Here is a 19,857-nt window from a genome sequence, read left to right on the forward strand (position 1 = left end):
ACAAAATTAGTAACTGAATACGTTGAAAAAACTGACTTTCGAAAATATCGCCAATTTTTTCCTGAAAAATTTCTTTCAGGGACTTGTTATTATCGGACCTATCGGGCTAACGATATTTGTCATATGGTATGTTGTCACGTCTATTGATAATATAATTCCATCTGTGGCAAAAGAAATACCGGGTTTGGTTTTTGTATCAACTATTTTAATCACCGCACTTTTGGGCTACCTGGGTAATAAATTCGTTGTGGGAAGATTTTTTTTCGACACAATGGACAGCCTGTTGGAAAGAACACCGGGGGTAAAACATATTTATACGCCAACTAAAGATGTAATGTCATCATTTGTTGGTGACAAGAAAAAATTTAATGATCCTGTATGGGTAAAAACCAATGAGCATCCTGAGATCTGGAGAATTGGTTTTTTAACCCAGAAAGAAATGGCAGATGTGGATAAACATAATTATGTTGCTGTTTATCTTCCTCACTCCTATGCTATTTCCGGATGGGTAATTGTTACGGAAGAAAAAAACATCAAACCTGTAGTGGGAATGTCTGCTGCTTCTGCAATGAAATTTGCAGTGAGTGGTGGTGTAGCCGGTTTCCACTCCGATGAAAATATATTTAAAGCGCCTGAGTAGTATTCTCCTGCTCCTTTAAATATATACTGATGAATTGAAATTATTTTCAAACAAATTTTCTTTACAAAACAATAAAATACTTAACTCATGAATTTACCGTACGCGGAACCTTTCCGCATTAAAATGATTGAAGAAATCCGTCAATCAACAAGAGAAGAAAGAGAGCAGTGGCTTAAAGAAGCCAATTACAACTTATTCAACTTAAAATCATCACAGGTTTTTATCGATTTACTAACAGATTCCGGAACCGGAGCCATGTCGGACAGACAGTGGGGAGCATTAATGACCGGTGACGAAAGCTATGCCGGTTCCCGTTCTTTCGACCAACTTCACAATACTGTAAAAAATATAACCGGATTTCAATATCTTTTGCCCACTCACCAGGGAAGAGCAGCTGAAAACGTGCTGTTTTCTGTTCTGGTAAAAGAAGGAGATATAGTTCCCGGAAATTCCCATTTCGATACTACAAAAGGACATATTGAGTTTCGCAAAGCACATGCAGTAGACTGCACAATTGATGAAGCATTTGATATTAATGATCTACATCCGTTTAAGGGAAATATTAATCTTGAAAAGCTGGAAGAGATTTACAAAAGCTATCCAAAAGAAAAAATCCCTTTTTGTTTAATTACCATCACCTGTAATTCTTCAGGAGGTCAGCCAGTTTCTCTGGAAAATATGAAAGCAGTAAGAGAACTTTCCAATCAATACGGAATTCCTGTTTTTTTCGACTCTGCAAGATTTGCTGAAAACGCTTATTTCATTAAAAAAAGAGAAAAAAGCCAGGAAAACAGAAGCATTAAAGAAATCTGCAAAGAGATCTTCTCATATGGTGATGGAATGACCATGAGCTCCAAAAAAGATGGATTGGTAAACATCGGTGGTTTCATCGCATTGAATAACGAGGAGGTTTTCAGAAAGGCTTCCAATTTTACAATTATCTATGAAGGCTTCATAACCTACGGAGGTATGGCCGGAAGAGATATGGCAGCATTAGCCGTTGGACTGGATGAAGCTACGGAATTTGCTTATCTGGAAAGCAGGATCTCCCAGGTTGAATATCTTGGAAATAAGCTGATTGAATACGGAATTCCTGTGCAAAAGCCTATCGGAGGACATGCCGTTTTTATTGATTCTTTAAATTTCCTTCCAAAAGTATCAAGGGAAGAATATCCGGCACAGACTTTAGGTCTTGAAATCTACAAAGAAGCTGGCATCAGAACGGTTGAAATCGGCACCTTGCTAGCAGACAGAGATCCAGAGACAAGACAAAACCGTTATCCGAAATTGGAGCTGGTTCGATTAGCAATTCCTAGGAGAACCTATACGAATAATCATATGGATTATATTGCTGCAGCGATCAAAAACGTTTATGAACGCCGTGATGAAATCGCAAAAGGATATAAGATAACATGGGAGCCAGATCTTTTAAGACATTTTACTGTTCAATTAGAAAAAGCATAAAAATTAAAACCGGAGTAATTCCGGTTTTTTCATTTTATATACATATACGAGAATAAATTGTTAAAAAAAATCGTAATAAGGAAAAATACACAACATATCATTTATGTATTTTACGATTTTAACTAATTTTTACTATTTGATTGAAAATTTTCATATAATTATGCATCGCATCCATTTTTCATAACACTTTTCAAATAATAGTGATTTTTTCTGATGATTTAAAAACAAAAATCAATACTTTTGATTGAATTACCAATCTCAGAAACTCAATATATATGAAAATTAAATATCTAAGCGCTTTATTTCTGGGCAGCACTGCGGCTTTATATTCGCAGCAAATCAATGACACCATTTCTAAAGAAGCAAAAATTGAAGAAGTAGCTATTACGGGGAGCCGAAACAAAAAAAGAACAGTAATAGACACTCCTGTTCCCATCGATGTTATTGACATCAAACAGGTAAGTCAATCTACAGGACAAGTTGAAGTGAACCAGCTCCTGCAGTTTTCGGCACCTTCATTTAATTCCAATAAACAATCGGGGTCAGATGGTGCAGATGCTGTCGATCCAGCCACTCTCAGAGGATTGGGACCAGACCAGACTTTACTTTTATTAAACGGCAAAAGATACCATCAGTCTTCACTGATCAATCTTTTCGGAACTAAGGGAAGAGGAAACACCGGATATGACATGAACACCATTCCGATCGGAGCTATTAAAAGGATTGAAGTCCTTCGCGATGGAGCTTCCGCTCAATACGGTTCCGATGCTATTGCAGGCGTTATCAACGTCATCTTAAATGACCGAGATAAAGGCTTTGAAGGAAATGCATTTTACGGGATGAACCTTTTTAAAAGTCCCGGAGATAAAGATGTTGTATCAGATCATAAAATTGACGGGCTTACTTTTGATTTTAACGGGAATCTCGGAACAAAAATAGGAACAAAAGGAGGTTTTGGAAATTTTACCGCAGAATTCATCAATAAAGAATATGCAATCAGAAATGCTAATCCTACGGTTTATGATGCCCCAAGACAACGTTTTGGAGATGCAAAATCACAAAATGTATATTTCTTTGGAAATATTGAAGTTCCATTATCAGATAATATAAAATTTTATTCTCATCCCGGGTTTTCCCATAGAAATACAGATGCTAATGCATGGACCAGAAAAGCAGATGCAGATGGAAACATACCGCAGGTTTATCCAAATGGATTTAACCCTATTCAGGATACAAGCATCACAGATTTTACATTTGATAATGGTTTAAAGTTTAAAGTTGCAGGTTGGGATGCCGATGTTTATAATGCCTTTGGCAATAACAGATTTACGTACCAGATAGACAATACAATTAATGCTACATTAGGTATAAAATCTCCTACAAGTTTTAACGCAGGAGGGCACTCGTTACTTCAAAATACAACAGGATTTAATGCAACGAAACAATTTGGAGTGTTAGAAGGACTAAATATCGCTTTCGGATCTGAGTTTAGGTACGAAAAATTTAATGTTATAAGGGGGCAAGAAGCATCTTATGCAATGTATGATGTCAACGGGAACATTGTAACTTCAAATACAGATCCTAGTCTTTTAGTAATAAATCCTTTAACAGGCAACATCAGACCTGGAGGCTCCCAGGGCTTTCCCGGATATTCTCAGGAAGTTAATAAAAGTAGAAATAATTTTGCAGCCTATATCGATACCGAGCTTGATATTACCAAAAAATGGATGGTTAGTGCAGCAGGTAGATTTGAAAACTACAGTGATTTTGGAAGTACCATTAATGGGAAATTTGCAACAAGATATGCGATAACTCCTCAATTTGCACTTCGAGGTTCAGTTTCAACAGGGTTCAGAGCTCCTTCGTTAGCTCAAAAATATTATGCGCTTCAATTCACGAATTTTCAGGGAGGTAATCTTGTAACGATCCAATTAGCATCAAATGACAGTGATTTAGCTGTAAAATCCGGGATATCTCAATTAAAACAAGAAACATCTCTTAACGGGAGTGTAGGGTTTACATTCAACACGGGAAAGTTTACTGCAACTGTTGATGGGTACTACATTAATGTAAAAAACCGAATTGTATTGACAGGTAACTTTGCCAGAACAGACCTTCCACCTGATGTTCAGGCAGATTATCCTTATATTGATCAGGCACAATTTTTTTCCAATGCCATAGACACAAGAACAAAGGGTGTAGATGTTATATTAAGCTACAATGAAACACTTGGAAACGGAAGATTAACCACAACTTTAGCAGGAAACTACAACGAAATGGAGATCACATCTGTAAACGTTTCAGAAAAATTAAAAGGAAAAGAAGATATATATTTAAGTGCGCGTGAACGTGCTTTTATCCTCGCCTCAGCTCCGAAGACTAAAATTAATTTAAATGTTAACTATAAAATTAACAAGTTCAATGCTAATATACAGTTGGTTAGATTTGATAAACTCACATTAATTGGCTACAATGGCCCTGATGATTATCAGACCTACAACGCTAAAGTAACCACTGATCTATCTTTCGGGTATGATTTTTCAAAAAATATTAGTTTAACTATTGGAAGTAAGAATTTATTCAACAGATATCCCACTTTACAAAGAGAGGCTGTTTCTGCAGGAAATACAGAATCCGGTGGTATTTTCGATCCTGTTCAGATGGGCTTTTCCGGAAGACAGGCTTTTGCAAGATTTAATTTCAGATTTTAAATAAAAAAGGCTCCGGATTTATCGGAGCCTTTTTTTTATTTCTTAGAAATTTTATATAATTTCCCACTGTCGGTAACAGCATAGATGTTTCCGTCTATTCCATCCAACACATCCCTGAATCTTTCTTTCTGATCAGCAAGCAAACGTTCTTCTCCAACCACTTTATTATCTTTCATCACAATCCGGTTGATGTGTTCACCACTTAAGCAGCCAATAAACAAATTACCTTTCCACTCATCTATATTTCCTGTATAAAAAGTAACACCACTTGGAGAGATTACCGGATCCCAGTAATAAACAGGTTGCTCCGTACCCTCTCTCTGGGTAATTCCCTCTCCCACTTTCGCTCCGGAGTATTCAATACCATAGGTTACGTCACCCCATCCATAATTTTTACCCGCTTGAATTAAGTTAATTTCATCACCTCCCCTTGGACCCATTTCCACATCCCATAAGGACCCGTTGGGATCTATTGCCAAACCTTGCGGATTTCTTATACCATAGGCATAAATCTCATGTTTAAATCCGGCCTTTCCGATGAATGGATTTCCCGGAGCGGGTTTTCCTTCTTTTGTTATTTTAAGGATTTTACCTAAATAATTATCCGTTTTCTGGGCATACACCCTGGTTTCTTTATCTGATCTTTCTCCGGTACTTACAAACAAATTCCCATCTTTATCAAAGGCCAATCGGCTTCCGTAATGTTTATCTCCGTCATATGATGGTTCAGCACGGAAAATGACTTTTACATCTGATATCATTTTTAAATCTCCTGAAAGTTTACCTTTTGCTACAGAGGTCAGATTACCCTTCCCAAAGGGTTCAGAAAAACTAAAGTAAATAATACTGTTATTTTTAAAATCTGGATCCAGTGCAACATCCAGCATTCCTCCCTGTCCTTTTGCATCGACTTTAGGAAATCCTGATATCTTAGAAATCTGCTTCCCATCTTTAGAAACAACATTCATAAACCCGGATTTTTCAGTGATCAAAAATCTCCCGTCTGGTAAATTAATAATTCCCCAAGGTCTGCCCAGATCTTTATTTAAAACCTCAACATTGTAGGGTGTAGATGTCTTTACAGCCTTAATTCTGGTTTGTCCTGCAAAGGCAGGTTTATAGTCTGAATTAGGCTTTTCTGTTTCCACACTTCCATCACTGCTGACCTTTTGAGCATTGACGTTATTTTTCTTGCATGAAGATAAAACTAAAAAAAGACTAATGATTGGTACATAAAACTTATTGAATTTCATAGCGTTGTGATTATTGGTTAAAAAAACAATGGAAAAATAGTGCCATAAAATTTGTTGATTTAAAATTTTATTCTACATTTGTAGAACAACATTTCAAATTGTAGAATATGAAAGAAATAAAATTAACAGATTCGGAAAAAGTTCTCATGGAGATCATCTGGGATAAACAGAAAGTATTCATGAAAGATATTCTGGATCTTTACCCGGAACCCAAACCTGCATCCACTACAGTAGCTACATTGCTTAAAAGAATGCAGAATAAAGATCTGATAGGATACACATTATATGGAAATTCCCGTGAATACTACCCAAAAGTAGCTAAAGGAGAATATTTCAGGGAAGAAATGACTTCCATGATTGACCGCTTTTTCAACAGCTCCGTGACCCAGTTTGCTTCATTTTTTACATCCAACACAAAACTAACCCAGAAGCAATTGATTGAACTGCGCGAAATAATTGATCAGAAAATAAAAGAATAAAGATGCTTTACATTTTTTTTAAAATTGTTTTGTGTTCTTCACTTTTTATTGGAGTGTACCATTTGTTATTGGAAAAAGAAAAAACGCACCACTTTAACAGGTTCTTTCTGCTTTTTTCCCTCGCATTTGCCTATACGGTTCCTTTTATCTCAATCACAGCAAAAGGTCCCGTTACAACAGAAAGTCCACAACTAATTTTTGAAGAAACCACTCAACAGATATTAAGCCTTCCGGCTAAGGAAGAAGCTTTTGAATGGACCAATATTCTTTGGATTATATATGGAGCTATTACTTTAATGCTTTTAGTAAAGGCATTGCTCTCAATTTTAAAAATCCGGAATATAAAAGGAAAAGTAAGATATCAGGAAGGGTATAAAATAATCATCTCTGAGAATAACCTCTCCCCATTCACCTTTGGAAAAACTATTTACCTGGGGAAAAATTATCTTATTAACGACCAAATTGATCCAAGGATATTCTTACATGAAAAAAGCCATCTGGATCAAAAGCATAGCTGGGATCTATTCCTGATCGAGTTTTTAAAGGTAATAACATGGTTTAATCCTGCCCTCTTTTTCTACAGAAGAGCAATGATCACCAATCATGAATTCTTAGCTGATGACCGCGTATTGAAAAACAATTTCAATATCAAAGATTATCAAAATCTGATACTCGATGAAATAATTGATTCTCAAAAATTTGATTTCACACACTCATTTAATTTCAACAACACCAAAAAACGATTTATTATGATGAACACTAAAAAAACCAAATTCGCAGGCTTAAAAAAAGCCATTACCATCCCTATACTCATAACAGCCTTTGCCTTATTTGTCCAAAAGACCTATGCCAGCAATTACGTTTCAGGTAACGGTACACCCATGGAAGAATATGCAGTAGAATCCTTCAGTACTTTACAAGAAATATCTTCTAAGCAGAGTAGGAAAGATCACCAAAGTATTACGGACACCATTCGCCCCACAAAAAAGGCGAATGTAAAAAAGGCAAAAATCAATAAAAATAGCGCACCTCCTCCTCCATCTCCTCCTCGTGTAGAAAAAAATGGATCTAAGAAAGCAAACATGAGTGGAGATCAGAACATCCCACCACCTCCGCCTCCGGCGAGCACTTCTTTTATCCAGGCAGAATTCCCTCAGGGAATTAATGAATTCCGAAACAAGGTGGCAAAAAATTTTAACGGTAGTGTATTTAAAGGAGATGAAGGCCGGCTCCAATCTAATGTATTCATTTCAATAAATGCCGAAGGGACAGTAGAAAAAGTAGTGGCAGATGGAAAAAACAAACTTTTTAATGACGAGAGCGTAAGAGCCATTAAAGCCTCTACAGAAAATATCAACTGGAAACCCGCACTGGCAGATGGTAAACCCGCACCAACGGTTTTTAAGCTGCCATTAGCTATGATATTTGAAAATAAGAAAAAATGATAATAATTATGAGAGTCCTGAAAAGGACTCTTTTTTTTTATAAATTTGATGTATGAATTTTAATCTTCATTCAGAATATAAACCTACCGGCGATCAGCCTCAGGCCATTGAAAAGCTTACCGAAGGCATTGAAATCGGCGAGAAATATCAAACCTTATTAGGGGTTACAGGATCCGGAAAAACATTTACCATTGCTAATGTCGTGAATAATGTTCAGCGGCCAACTTTAGTTTTAGCTCATAATAAAACTTTAGCAGCTCAGTTATTCATGGAATTTAAAGAGTTTTTTCCTGAAAATGCGGTAGAATATTTTGTGAGTTATTACGACTATTATCAGCCCGAAGCTTATATTGCCACTACCGGAACTTATATAGAAAAGGACCTCAGCATTAATGAGGAAGTAGAAAAACTACGTCTTTCCGCAACGGCAAGCTTATTATCCGGAAGAAGAGACGTTCTCATTGTAGCTTCAGTTTCGTGCATTTACGGTATCGGGAATCCAACTGAATTTCATAAATCACTGATCTCTATCGGAATCGGCGAGAAAGTGACCCGAACAGCTCTTCTTCATTCTTTGGTAAGTGCTCTTTACGCAAGAACCCTGAACGAATTCCAAAGAGGGACCTTTAGGGTAAAAGGAGATGTAATAGATGTTTTTCCTGCTTATGCCGATGATGCGATAAGAATCCAGTTTTTTGGAGACGAGATTGAAAAAATCCAAAGTTTTGATCCTGTTACCGGAAATGTAACTTCCAATTTTGAACAAATTCAGATTTATCCGGCCAACCTATTTGTAACTTCAAAGGAGACCTTAAACGGAGCGATAAGAAACATTCAGGATGATATGGTCAAACAGGTAGACTTCTTCAACTCAATTGAAAAACCTCTGGAGGCAAAAAGGCTACAGGAAAGAACAGAACTTGATCTTGAAATGATCAAGGAACTTGGCTACTGCTCAGGAATAGAAAACTATTCAAGATACCTGGATGGTAGATTACCCGGCTCCCGGCCTTTCTGCCTGATTGATTATTTTCCAAAGGATTTTCTGATGGTCATTGATGAAAGTCACGTTACTGTTCCTCAGGTTCACGCGATGTATGGCGGAGACAGAAGCAGAAAAGAAGCCCTGGTAGAATATGGCTTCAGACTGCCGGCAGCAATGGATAACAGGCCCTTGAAATTCGAAGAATTTGAAAGCATGCAGAATCAGGTGATCTATGTGTCTGCTACGCCTGCAGATTACGAACTTGAAAAAACGGGAGGAGCTTATATTGAACAAATTATCCGTCCTACCGGGCTTTTAGATCCTGTAATAGAAGTTAGACCTTCGCTTAACCAGATCGATGACCTGATGGAAGAAATTCATAAGCGCGCTGCAGCAGACGAAAGAGTACTGGTGACTACATTAACCAAAAAAATGGCTGAAGAGCTGACCAAGTATTTTACAAAATTTGGAATCAGAACACGATATATCCACTCAGACGTTGAAACATTGGAGCGTATCCAGATTATGCAGGACCTTCGATTGGGAGTTTTCGATGTTTTAATTGGTGTTAACCTTTTAAGGGAAGGACTGGATTTACCTGAAGTTTCACTCGTAGCCATATTGGATGCAGATAAAGAAGGAATGCTAAGAAGCAGAAGATCAATGATCCAGACGGTCGGAAGAGCCGCAAGGAATGTCAATGGTAAAGCAATTATGTATGCCGATAAAATCACGAAATCTATGCAGGCTACTTTAGATGAAACGGAATATCGCCGATCAAAGCAGATGAAGCACAACGAAGAAAATGGCCTGGTTCCGACTGCTTTAAATAAAAAAATCTCTGAAAATCTAGTAGGACGAAGCAAGGACTTCCCGGATGAAAAATATACCCACAAGGAAATTTTACAGAAAGTTGCTGAAACCAAAGCAAATTATGCAAGCGGAGATATTGAGAAAATAATTGAGCAAAAGCAGAAGGAAATGGAAGCTGCAGCAAAAAATCTTGATTTCATAAAAGCGGCAAAACTTCGTGATGAGATTGCAGGTTTGAAAAACTAACAACAATGGAAACAATCATCATTATTTGTGGAATTTATTCTTTATTACTTGGTGGGTTTCATTTATTTTTCTGGACGTTTTTTAATTGGAAAAAGGATTTGTCAAAACTTTCTCAGATTAACAAAGGAATAATGCAAATCTTAAATATCCAGATGATTTTTGTTTTCTTTGCCACAGGGTTAATATGTCTTTATTTTAATAAAGATATCTTAGAAACAAACTTTGGTAAATATTTTTTATTCGTGAATTCAGGATTTTGGGCTCTAAGAATAGTCAATCAGTTTCTTTTCTTAAGAATAAATGATTACAGGATTCATTTATTAACTTTTGCTTTTTTTATTGGTTGTGTTCTCTTTCTAATTCCTGTAATTTATCAAACCAACTAAATAGTTAATGAGAATTTGCCTACACGATCATTAATGTGTAAACTCTTCAATAACTTCTTTTAAATCAGGATATTGTTGAAATAATACACTTCTTTCTGCTAGTTCAAAATCTAAAAAATCAAATCCCGGAGCAACAGTGCAGCTTACTAATGAGTAACCTTTTCCGCTTGATATTTTTGCCGCAAACCATGTATCTGCATCAATTTTTGCTTGTGGTACCTCGCCGTTTTCAATTGAATTCCCCAGGATAATGGTCTGTAAATTTCCGTCCTTAATAAAAACAATTTCCAAAGGTTCACCCTGGTGGAAAAACCAAAGTTCATCAGACTTGATCCGGTGAAATGAAGATTTATTTTCATTTTCCAGCATGTAATAAATAGCTGTACTTACGTTTCTTACACTCCCCTCTTTTAAGGTTAATGTTTGTTCACTCCTATATGTTTCTTTATAATATCCTCCTTCCGGATGTGGCTCCAACTTTAATGTTTCCACCAGTTTTTTAGAATCCATACGTATAGTTTAAAATTTATAGGTCTTATTTTTAGGCGATCCGTACAACTGCCTGATCGGAGTGAGCAAATCCATCAGCCCATTCAGTTTTATTTCATAAATGGTTGAGAGCTGCATTCCCAATTTTCCTTTGGGCATCCCCTGCCTGTTAAACCACTCCAGGTAACTTACCGGTAAATCTGCAAGTATTGTCCCTTCATATTTTCCAAAAGGCATTTTTACAATACAAATTTCCTTTAGTATTTCCGAATTTATTCCTTCCACAATTATAATATTATAGTATTAAGTCCACATTGTCCACATCATCATCTTTATCCGGTAATTGCAGGTCGGGATGTGTTTCGTTATCTGAAAATTCATTCCTGTATACCTGAATAAGTAGAAGGGTAAGAGAAATCAGGATAGGCCCAAAAATAAGACCCATAAAGCCAAAAAGATTCATCCCCATAATAATTCCGAATACGGTATTCAGCGGATGGATATCTTCCAGTTTTTTCAATAAAGTAAAACGAAGTAAATTATCTGTTAGGCCTACCACAACAAGACAGTACGCTGCCAATCCAAGGCCCGGTCCTGTATCCCCCACGGCTATCATATAAATACAAACAGGAATATACACAATTGCAGCCCCTACAACAGGAATCATAGATCCCGCAGCAGTTAATGCAAAAAGAAGAACAGGGCTTGGTGCTCCGAATACGAAATAACCAATCAATGCAACCACCCCCTGGCCTATAGCTACAACAGGAATTCCTATTGCATTAGCTATGATGAGTTTTCTCATTTTCTCTCCTATCAAAGAGACATTAGCTCTTTTTAAAGGAGCCGATGAAGTAAGTATCTTTTCAAATAATCTGGGCTTTTCCAGAAGGAAATAAAGAATAAAATACATGGACATAATTACCGTAAGCGTATTAAATGTTCCGCTTAAGGCAATGGTAGAAACCTTTCCAACAGAGCCTTTTACTTTATCCATATTCTCCTTGCTCAGGATATCAAATCCAAATTTCTTATCAATGTAAGTATGTATTTTCTCAAGAAACACATTGAATTTCGCCATATAAGCCTGTGCATTCCCGAGCTTATCTATTAAAAGATCCGCAATAAAATAAATGGGTAAAATCAGAATAATGAGGCTTGCCAGCATCAGTACAAATGAAGCCAGCCAGGGTTTCCATTTTTTTACTTCCTGGAGGTAAAAATTATATTTTCTGCAAACGACATAAATTGTAATGGCTCCTAATACGGAAGGAATAAATAGTGCAAGATTAAAACAAATCAGCCCTGTCAATACCAAAATTATAGCCAACAGGAAAACCTGTTTTATTGCAACCCCGCTTATTTGTTTTTCTTTATTCATATATTATTTGAACATTATTTGCCTTGGTTTCCCCAGAAAAGCACAATAGGCTGAGTACATTACCACCATGATGAACGGAGCGGTAATAATAACTCCTATAAAGCAAAGTACAATACCTGCAAATGATATTAAAAACCCTACAATAGTAGTGCCAAGGAAAGTTCCGTAGTTTTCTTTTGCGATATTGAATGATTTCCCCAGAGCTTCTGTAGCTGAAGCATTTTCAAATAATAAAATAGGATACCCTAGCAACAGTAAAGGATAAACAAAGAAGAACGGGAAAAAGCATATAGAAATCGCTATACTGGATATAACGCCCGATATAAGACTGTATATCAATATATTCACGAAATTCTGGCGATATCCGATAAATAGATCCGAGAATTCTATTGCATTTTTTGTGTTGTATTTATTTACAATATAGATCAATCCCACATATAACGGAGCCAGAAGAATTCCCAGCAATCCTGATAAAGTAAGATATAAGGGAAATCCGGGTGCATTCCAATAACTAAAAGCGGAAATATCATCCCCTGCATTTTTCATCTCTTCCACCATGGAAGCAGAATTGAAGCCTGTTACAGACTGAATAATAAATCCCCCGATAAGATATACTATCATAGCAACTATAGCATAAAGAAATACCCCTTTATACATTTCAAAGGCATGAGAAATAATTGATCCGGTATCCCTGTTGGGAACAGAACCTTGCTGATCAAATTCGTCGAATCCAGACATGGCTTAATTTTTTTAATGTTTTACCAAATTTAATTTTTTTTGATAAAAAAAGCATTAAGCAATGCTAAAATTTAATTTTTTTCTGAAAAAACAGTCTTGTATAGTGAATATATAATTGCATTCCAAAAAGGAAATGTAAAAAGTCCTCCCACCAGAAACAGAGCAAATCCGGCATATTTAAAAATAAATGCTACGATAATACATACTGCAATTTCTACAAAGTACATTTTCAAAGCTTTAAAGTTCAATGTAATTGCTTCAAAAATTCTTTTATCAGCAAAAAACATAAGCGGAGCAACAAAAATGGTTACAAATACCCACGCAACACCAAGGATAATAGTTTGTGCAGTTAAAAGATAAATGAAAAACCAGAATAAAAAGTAACTGATATATTTAAAGAAATTTAGTCCGTTATATCCCGCAAACAGATCCCCCAACACTATTTTTTCATTAAGGTCCATTTTTCTGAAAATCTGGAAAAATCCAAGGTTCAGAGGATAAAGAAAAACAATGATCCCCAGTATTCCATAACTGAATTTCTGATAGTTCTCGGTTGCACTCATCGCGGCCGCTTTTTCCATATAGACTTTGGTACCCAAACGAAGTGCTTCAGACAACTCCTGGCTCTGCTCCCATATTCCAAACCGGGAAGCGAAGAAAAACATTCCCGTAAAAAATATAGCAAAGTAAATAATGGAAAACATCAGTTGAAAAATCAGAGTTTTATTCCAATAGAAAAATGCCTGCTTCAGTATAAAATCAATTCCCGGTTTCTGCGGATATTTGTTCTGCATGTAAAAATATTTTGTGCAAAAGTAAACATCAATAAGTACTTTTGTCGAATGTTTTCAATGAATCATCAAAAATTTATAGAAATGGATGAGCTTTCTATCCGGAAGACTCCTTATTTCTTCATCATCGACTTCTTGTGTGAAAATGTGGAAATCTACTTAGAAAACGAACTTGATAAATCGGGTTTACAGATTGATTTTCAATCATTTTCAACGCTAAAAAAGAGCAAGACCCTTGACAAAAAAATTGAATGGAAGTCCTATCCGGAAACATTAGAGAGCTTTAAAGCAGGATTTGATAAAGTTCAGAAAAATATTCGTCTAGGAAACTCTTATCTAATTAATTATACAAGAAAAACTCAAATTGAAACAAATTTATCCCTAGAAGAAATATTTCTTCACTCCGATGCGAAATATAAAGTTTTTTATAAAGATTTTTTCGTATTTTTTTCTCCGGAAACTTTTGTAAAGATCATTGACGGTAAAATTTTCACATATCCAATGAAAGGAACCATCGATGCCTCTCTTGAAAATGCAAAAGAAATCCTTAAGAATGATAAAAAAGAAAAAGCCGAACATTATACGGTTGTAGATTTGCTAAGAAATGATCTAAGCATGGTGTCAGACGAAGTAGAAGTAACTCATTTTCAGAATATTGACCTGATTAAAACGCAACAAAAGAACCTATATGCCATGAGTTCTGAAATTGTAGGAAATATAAAACCTGAATTTGAAGGCAAAATTGGAAGTATCATGAAAACTCTGCTTCCTGCAGGTTCTATCTTAGGTGCTCCAAAACCAAAGACACTGGAAATCATTCTAGATGCCGAAGGCTATGGAAGAGGATATTATACGGGCGTATGCGGCTGGTTTGATGGTAAAAATGTAGACAGTTGTGTAATGATCCGTTTTATTGAAAAGGAAAACGACACTTTATATTTTAAAAGTGGTGGCGGAATAACGCATATGAGCAAATTAGAAGATGAATATCAGGAAATGAAAAACAAAATTTATGTTCCAATTTATTGAAAGTATTAAAGTTGAAGATCAGGAAGTTTTTTTGTTAGATCTTCACCAAAAAAGGGTGAATGAAACCTTTGCACACTTTGGGAAAGAAGGATCAATAGATCTTTCCAAATTGTTCAAAAGCCTCAACCATGATGAAGACGGCCTTTTCAAATTAAGAATTGCTTATGATCTGGACAAGAAAGTCAGAACACAAATGATTCCTTATGCCATTCCGGAAATATTAGACTTTCAATTGGTAGAAAATAATACTTTTGACTATTCATTTAAATTTGAAGACCGTAAGGAACTTGAAAAAATGAAGATGAAATCTAAAGCCGAGGAAATTATCATTGTCAAAAACAACCATATCACCGACACTTCGTTCTCCAATATTTTATTTATGAAGGGTAAAGAATGGTTTACTCCTTCCACTTACCTTTTGAACGGTGTCCAAAGACAGAACCTGTTAAAGAAAAAGAAAATAAAGGAAACGGAAATCACCTTACAAAACATTAAAGAGTTTTCCCATTTCCAATTGATCAATGCTTTGAATGACTTCGATGATATGTTTATCTATCCGATTGCCAGGATTAACAATTTACCCGGCAACGAAGAGTATCTGGATCTTTAGCTTTCTTTCATAAATTCAAAATACCCCTTAAGGACATCTGCACTGTTGGTTCCATGGGTATTGATTTCCAGAATCTTAGGCAAAGTATCGGGTTTGAAAAAATTGTCTAAAACCCGGTCTAACGTTCTGTCATCTTCCACTTTGGTGTAAGAAAACCCAAAATGCTTCGCAAGATGTTCAGCATTTTTATGGTGTTTTGTTGCTATAAACTCATCGAGCGTATTAGGATTGGCATTGCCAGGTCCCGGAATAATTTTAAAAATATTTCCTTCTCCGTTATTAAAGATGATAATCCTTACAAAAGGCGGGATATATTGATTCCACAAGCCATTAATATCGTAGAAGAAACTCAAATCTCCTGTAATTAATAAAGTAGGATTGGAGTTTTTAATGGCAAACCCCATTGCAGTTGAAGTAGAACCATCAATTCCGCTTGTTCCTCTGTTACAATACATTTTTCTCCTGCCAAAATCAAATAATTGAGCATATCTGATACCTGAACTATTGCTGAAGTGGATATTATAGTTCTCCGGTACGGTTTGTGAAGCCTTGTTAAAGAAATAAAAATCCGAAAACTCAACAAGGTTTAAGAACTTCTCGTGTTTAGCATCTTTCTTATCTCTAAGAACATCCCAAAGGTTATAATATGGCCTTGGCTCAAGATTAATAAACTTCAATAACTTAGAAAAGAATACTTCCGGTTTTACCTCTATTTTCTCTGTTAAAGAAAAATAAGTATCCGGCTGCCAGACTTCATCAAGATGCCAATGCTGCTTTGGGCGGGCTTTTCTTAAAAATTGTTTCACTTTTTTGGAAACTACGTTCTGCCCTACCGTGATCAATAAATCCGGTGCATATTTTTTATAATCTTCTTCAGTAAAATTAAAGATATAACGGTCTATAAATCTAAAGAATTTTTCATGGTATACATTTGAATTCGCCTCACTCAAAACAACCGCTGTGTGGTTTTTAACCAATTGTGACAGCTGATTTTCAAGCTCAGGAATATAATCCTTTGTCCCCACCAGGATCATGATACGTTGTGAAGTATTCCAATCCGCTACAAGATTCGAAGGAATTTCATATTCTTTCTTTTTAATCGTTTTTTCCACGGTTGGAAAAGTAGGAAGTTCAGAAACCAATTCATATAAAGGTTCTTCAAGAGGAATATTGATGTGCACAGGACCTTGTTTTTCAAAACAAAGCTCAATCGCCTTTTTAATCATTTCAAAATTGATATCCTCTGCATTTTCTTCTTTATCCTCTAAAAGCTGGAAGTCTCCATAGGAATGCTGATGAAAAATATTATTCTGACGGATCGTCTGTCCATCAAAAATATCTACGAAATCCACTGGTCTGTCAGCAGTTAACACCAACAGGGGGACATTCTGATAAAACGCTTCCGTTACAGCAGGATAATAATTAACTGTTGCAGAACCACTGGTACAGGTAATGGCCACCGGCTTTTTTTCGCTTTTAGCCATCCCAAGTGCAACAAAGGCAGCACTTCTTTCATCTACAATGCTAAAACAGTTAAAATGATCAATCTCTGAAAAATGAATTGCAAGGGGTGCATTTCTCGATCCGGGAGAAATAACAACATCTGAAATCCCGTACTGCTGGAGAAGATTTGCCAATATCTGAATGCTTCTCTTAGAAGAATATTTTTTCATATCACAAATGTAGTTCATAAATACTTAATTGTAAAATCATTTAATTTAAAAAAGACGTAATTTAGCGCCACGTTAAATTTCTAAAAATGGATAAAATACCTAGTGTAGACCTGCGTGATTTCCTTTCGGACAACCCGGAACGCAAACAGAAATTTGTAAATGAAATCGGAAAAGCTTACGAAGAAATTGGTTTTGTTGCTCTAAAAGGGCACTTCCTTGATGACCAGTTGGTAGGCAATCTTTATGGAGAGGTAAAAAACTTTTTTGATCTTCCTACGGAAACAAAACAGAAGTATGAAATTCCTGGTATCGGAGGACAAAGAGGTTATGTAGGATTTGGTAAAGAAACCGCGAAAGGTTTCAAAAAAGGAGACTTAAAAGAATTTTGGCATTTCGGGCAATATGTGTCTGATGATTCCAAATACAAAACGGAGTATCCGGACAATGTTATCGTTGAAGAACTTCCGGAATTCAACAAAGTAGGTAAAGAAACATACCAGATGCTTGAAAAAACAGGAAAATATGTTCTGAGAGCTTTGGCATTATATCTTGGTCTGGATGAATTTTATTTTGATGATAAAATAGCAGAAGGAAACTCTATTTTACGACCTATCCACTATCCACCAATTACCCAGGAACCGGATGATGCTGTAAGAGCTGCTGCTCATGGTGACATCAACCTGATCACCCTTCTGATGGGTTCTCAGGGGAAGGGACTTCAGGTACAAAACCACGATGGCGATTGGATTGATGCCATTGCGGAACCGGATGAACTGATGATCAATGTAGGAGATATGCTTTCAAGGCATACAAACAACAAATTAAAATCTACTATTCACAGAGTGGTAAATCCACCAAGAGAATTGTGGGGAACTTCAAGATACTCAATTCCTTTTTTTATGCATCCGGTAAGTGGGATGTCTTTGAATTGTCTTGAAAATTGTATAGATGAAAACAATCCGAAATTGTACGAAGATACGACTGCCGGAGAATTCTTACATGAAAGACTGATCGAGCTCGGATTAATTAAAAAATAATCTATATTTTTAATTTTTTCATTTCAAATTTTAATTATATATTTACTTTAGTGTCAAATTTTTAATTAAAACAATATGAAAAACTTAAAAAAACTAAACAACAGCCAATTAAAAGCAATTTCAGGAGCCGGGATCAAACCTGTAGAAGAATTCTGCATGTATTACTGTAACGGAGTTGTTATCTGTGCAACCTGCAGTGATGATTTCAAGTGTCCTGTTGATTCAATGTAATTGAAATTAAAAGTCATAAAAAACCGCTCCATTTACGGAGCGGTTTTGTTTTTCTATTCAAATAGCCTCAGTTGCTGCTCTTTTGTTCCGGTGAAGTTTTTTGTAGATAGTTTAGGAAATTCTTTTCCATCAAAATACTTTTTCCTGCCAATTTTAAAAGTATTATGGATCATCTCAGCGATATTCCCCTCTCCTTTTTGCCTTTCAAAATACCTTTTATCTCCCAATTTTCCGCCCCTCATGGAACGTATAAGATTAAGGACCTTTTGTGCCCTGTCAGGAAAACTGGCTTCTATCCATCTCACAAAAACAGGCTCTACCGTATCATTCAGCCTTACCAGGGTATAACCAAAGCTTTGCGCCCCTGCTTCAGAAATTGTTTTTAAAATATGTAATGGTTCGTCACTATTGAGTCCCGGAATAATTGGGGCCACCATCACATTAACAGGGATCTTATGCTGCGACAGAACTTCTATTGCCTTTAATTTATTATTCGCGGAACTGGTCCTCGGTTCCATCTTTCGCCGCAATTCTTCATTAATGGTTGGAATACTCAGAGAGACAGAAACCAGGTTTTGTTCTGCCATAGGTTGCAAGAGATCGAGATCACGTAACACCAATGCATTTTTTGTTAAAACATTGACAGGATGTCTGTAATCGAGACAAACTTTCAGAAGCTGTCTTGTAATCTCAAATTGTCTTTCAGCAGGTTGATAACAGTCAGTATTGCCCGAAAGTAAAATCGGAGCTGCCTGATATCCTCTTTTTTGGAAAAATTTTTCCAGCAATTGTGGAGCATTTTTCTTTACCATGATCTTCCGTTCAAAATCAATTCCTGCGCTATATCCCCAATATTCATGAGTGGGCCGCGCAAAGCAATACGCACATCCATGCTCACATCCCTGATAAGGATTCATTGAATATTCCATTGGAAGATCTTCACTTTTCACCTGATTAACAATTGTCTTGGGAAAAACTTCAGTGAAAGATGTTTTTATTGTTTCGAAATCTTCATCCTCAGGCTCAAAGGTATACCTGTCGAAACGATTGATTACATTTCGCTGAGCTCCCTGACCTTTTATGATATTTTCGTTCTGCATCCTGATGTAAAATTAGATGGCTTTGATCAAAAAGTAATGAGTTTTAACACTAAAGTTTTCCACAAAAAAACCGACCCCTTTACAGGCGCCGGTTTTAACATAATTAGATATATTGTTTTACTACTTCATTGCATAAAATTCGACACCATGATATTCATCTTCATGATCCTTTCCATCAAAGTGTCTGTGATAATCTGAATAATAATCACTGTATTTTTTATCTTTTTTATTTAAAATCTTTTTTATTCCTAAGAAACTTAATACTGCCAAAAGTCCTACACCTCCTGCCAATAAAACTCCAATTTCCTTTTTCATATTCTATTCGATTTAATACTTTCACTACAACAAAAAATGTA

20 protein-coding genes are annotated in these 19,857 nt (G+C 36.0%); 11 read left to right on the forward strand and 9 right to left on the reverse strand.

The genetic code is table 11. From position 1 onward, the window contains the following. Positions 1-22 precede the first annotated feature (22 nt). The 3 genes from ACNFU2_RS13315 to ACNFU2_RS13325 all read left to right on the forward strand — a co-directional run bounded on the left by ACNFU2_RS13315 (position 23) and on the right by ACNFU2_RS13325 (position 4,815). On the forward strand, positions 23-640 hold the full coding sequence (locus ACNFU2_RS13315; RefSeq protein WP_172281435.1) for a DUF502 domain-containing protein: 618 nt from the start codon (positions 23-25) through the stop codon (positions 638-640). Positions 641-727: 87 nt separating this feature from the next. Next, complete coding sequence (locus tag ACNFU2_RS13320; RefSeq protein ID WP_273650164.1) at positions 728-2,104, forward strand: tryptophanase; 1,377 nt, start codon at positions 728-730, stop codon at positions 2,102-2,104. 275 nt (positions 2,105-2,379) lie between these two features. Continuing rightward, a complete protein-coding gene (locus tag ACNFU2_RS13325; protein WP_418122002.1) occupies positions 2,380-4,815 on the forward strand; it encodes a TonB-dependent receptor plug domain-containing protein in 2,436 nt (811 codons plus the stop codon). Positions 4,816-4,850: 35 nt separating this feature from the next. On the opposite strand, the gene ACNFU2_RS13330 is transcribed toward ACNFU2_RS13325, so the two are convergent. Beyond that, the gene (locus ACNFU2_RS13330; RefSeq protein ID WP_273650168.1) at positions 4,851-6,068 is read right to left on the reverse strand and encodes a PQQ-dependent sugar dehydrogenase; all 1,218 of its coding nucleotides are present in this window, start codon (positions 6,066-6,068) and stop codon (positions 4,851-4,853) included. 107 nt (positions 6,069-6,175) lie between these two features. Between ACNFU2_RS13330 and ACNFU2_RS13335 the strand changes: the two genes are divergently transcribed. From ACNFU2_RS13335 to ACNFU2_RS13350, 4 genes are read left to right on the forward strand one after another with little or no spacing between them, the layout of a single operon-like run. Further along, on the forward strand, positions 6,176-6,547 hold the full coding sequence (locus tag ACNFU2_RS13335) for a BlaI/MecI/CopY family transcriptional regulator (protein WP_172281443.1): 372 nt from the start codon (positions 6,176-6,178) through the stop codon (positions 6,545-6,547). 2 nt (positions 6,548-6,549) lie between these two features. Next, positions 6,550-7,992, forward strand: coding sequence for a M56 family metallopeptidase (locus tag ACNFU2_RS13340; RefSeq protein WP_306613079.1), 1,443 nt, complete (start codon positions 6,550-6,552; stop codon positions 7,990-7,992). Positions 7,993-8,044: 52 nt separating this feature from the next. Beyond that, the gene (uvrB, locus tag ACNFU2_RS13345) at positions 8,045-10,036 is read left to right on the forward strand and encodes an excinuclease ABC subunit UvrB (RefSeq protein WP_172281446.1); all 1,992 of its coding nucleotides are present in this window, start codon (positions 8,045-8,047) and stop codon (positions 10,034-10,036) included. A gap of 5 nt (positions 10,037-10,041) precedes the next feature. Continuing rightward, a complete protein-coding gene (locus ACNFU2_RS13350; protein WP_273650170.1) occupies positions 10,042-10,422 on the forward strand; it encodes a hypothetical protein in 381 nt (126 codons plus the stop codon). Positions 10,423-10,452: 30 nt separating this feature from the next. Here ACNFU2_RS13350 and ACNFU2_RS13355 read toward each other — a convergent pair whose 3' ends face one another. The 5 genes from ACNFU2_RS13355 to ACNFU2_RS13375 form a co-directional block, all read right to left on the reverse strand. Next, positions 10,453-10,932, reverse strand: a complete 480-nt coding sequence (locus tag ACNFU2_RS13355) for a cupin domain-containing protein (RefSeq protein ID WP_273650171.1) — start codon at positions 10,930-10,932, stop codon at positions 10,453-10,455. Between the two features lie 9 nt (positions 10,933-10,941). Next, positions 10,942-11,187 (reverse strand): DUF3820 family protein, encoded by a 246-nt coding sequence (locus tag ACNFU2_RS13360; RefSeq protein WP_172282414.1) that lies wholly within the window; start codon positions 11,185-11,187, stop codon positions 10,942-10,944. Positions 11,188-11,206: 19 nt separating this feature from the next. Continuing rightward, positions 11,207-12,292: an AI-2E family transporter gene (locus ACNFU2_RS13365; RefSeq protein ID WP_172281451.1), complete on the reverse strand. Its 1,086-nt coding sequence runs from the start codon at positions 12,290-12,292 to the stop codon at positions 11,207-11,209. Between the two features lie 3 nt (positions 12,293-12,295). Beyond that, positions 12,296-13,030: a beta-carotene 15,15'-monooxygenase gene (locus ACNFU2_RS13370; protein WP_172281452.1), complete on the reverse strand. Its 735-nt coding sequence runs from the start codon at positions 13,028-13,030 to the stop codon at positions 12,296-12,298. 71 nt (positions 13,031-13,101) lie between these two features. Beyond that, positions 13,102-13,824, reverse strand: coding sequence for a hypothetical protein (locus ACNFU2_RS13375; protein ID WP_273650172.1), 723 nt, complete (start codon positions 13,822-13,824; stop codon positions 13,102-13,104). A 48-nt stretch (positions 13,825-13,872) separates the two neighbouring features. Between ACNFU2_RS13375 and ACNFU2_RS13380 the strand changes: the two genes are divergently transcribed. Next, the gene (locus ACNFU2_RS13380; RefSeq protein ID WP_273650173.1) at positions 13,873-14,850 is read left to right on the forward strand and encodes an aminodeoxychorismate synthase component I; all 978 of its coding nucleotides are present in this window, start codon (positions 13,873-13,875) and stop codon (positions 14,848-14,850) included. Continuing rightward, positions 14,834-15,460, forward strand: coding sequence for an aminotransferase class IV (locus ACNFU2_RS13385; RefSeq protein ID WP_273650174.1), 627 nt, complete (start codon positions 14,834-14,836; stop codon positions 15,458-15,460). Before ACNFU2_RS13380 ends, ACNFU2_RS13385 begins: the two co-directional genes overlap by 17 nt. Here ACNFU2_RS13385 and menD read toward each other — a convergent pair. Next, positions 15,457-17,133 carry a 2-succinyl-5-enolpyruvyl-6-hydroxy-3-cyclohexene-1-carboxylic-acid synthase gene (gene menD, locus ACNFU2_RS13390; RefSeq protein ID WP_273651068.1) on the reverse strand — a complete coding sequence of 559 codons (1,677 nt, stop codon included), beginning with the start codon at positions 17,131-17,133 and terminating at the stop codon, positions 15,457-15,459. The two genes, ACNFU2_RS13385 and menD, sit on opposite strands and share 4 nt — an antisense overlap. An 86-nt stretch (positions 17,134-17,219) precedes the next feature. Here menD and ACNFU2_RS13395 point away from each other — a divergent pair, with 86 nt between their 5' ends. Together ACNFU2_RS13395 and ACNFU2_RS13400 are read left to right on the forward strand one after the other, a co-directional pair. Then, positions 17,220-18,170: an isopenicillin N synthase family dioxygenase gene (locus ACNFU2_RS13395; RefSeq protein WP_273650175.1), complete on the forward strand. Its 951-nt coding sequence runs from the start codon at positions 17,220-17,222 to the stop codon at positions 18,168-18,170. 75 nt (positions 18,171-18,245) lie between these two features. Then, complete coding sequence (locus ACNFU2_RS13400) at positions 18,246-18,401, forward strand: hypothetical protein (RefSeq protein ID WP_172281461.1); 156 nt, start codon at positions 18,246-18,248, stop codon at positions 18,399-18,401. 53 nt (positions 18,402-18,454) lie between these two features. Here ACNFU2_RS13400 and ACNFU2_RS13405 read toward each other — a convergent pair whose 3' ends face one another. Beyond that, positions 18,455-19,501 carry a PA0069 family radical SAM protein gene (locus ACNFU2_RS13405; RefSeq protein WP_273650176.1) on the reverse strand — a complete coding sequence of 349 codons (1,047 nt, stop codon included), beginning with the start codon at positions 19,499-19,501 and terminating at the stop codon, positions 18,455-18,457. 120 nt (positions 19,502-19,621) lie between these two features. Further along, positions 19,622-19,816: a hypothetical protein gene (locus ACNFU2_RS13410; protein WP_172281465.1), complete on the reverse strand. Its 195-nt coding sequence runs from the start codon at positions 19,814-19,816 to the stop codon at positions 19,622-19,624. Positions 19,817-19,857 lie beyond the last annotated feature (41 nt).

It is taken from the genome of Chryseobacterium sp. PTM-20240506 (assembly GCF_048296755.1).
Lineage (GTDB): Bacteria > Bacteroidota > Bacteroidia > Flavobacteriales > Weeksellaceae > Chryseobacterium > Chryseobacterium proteolyticum.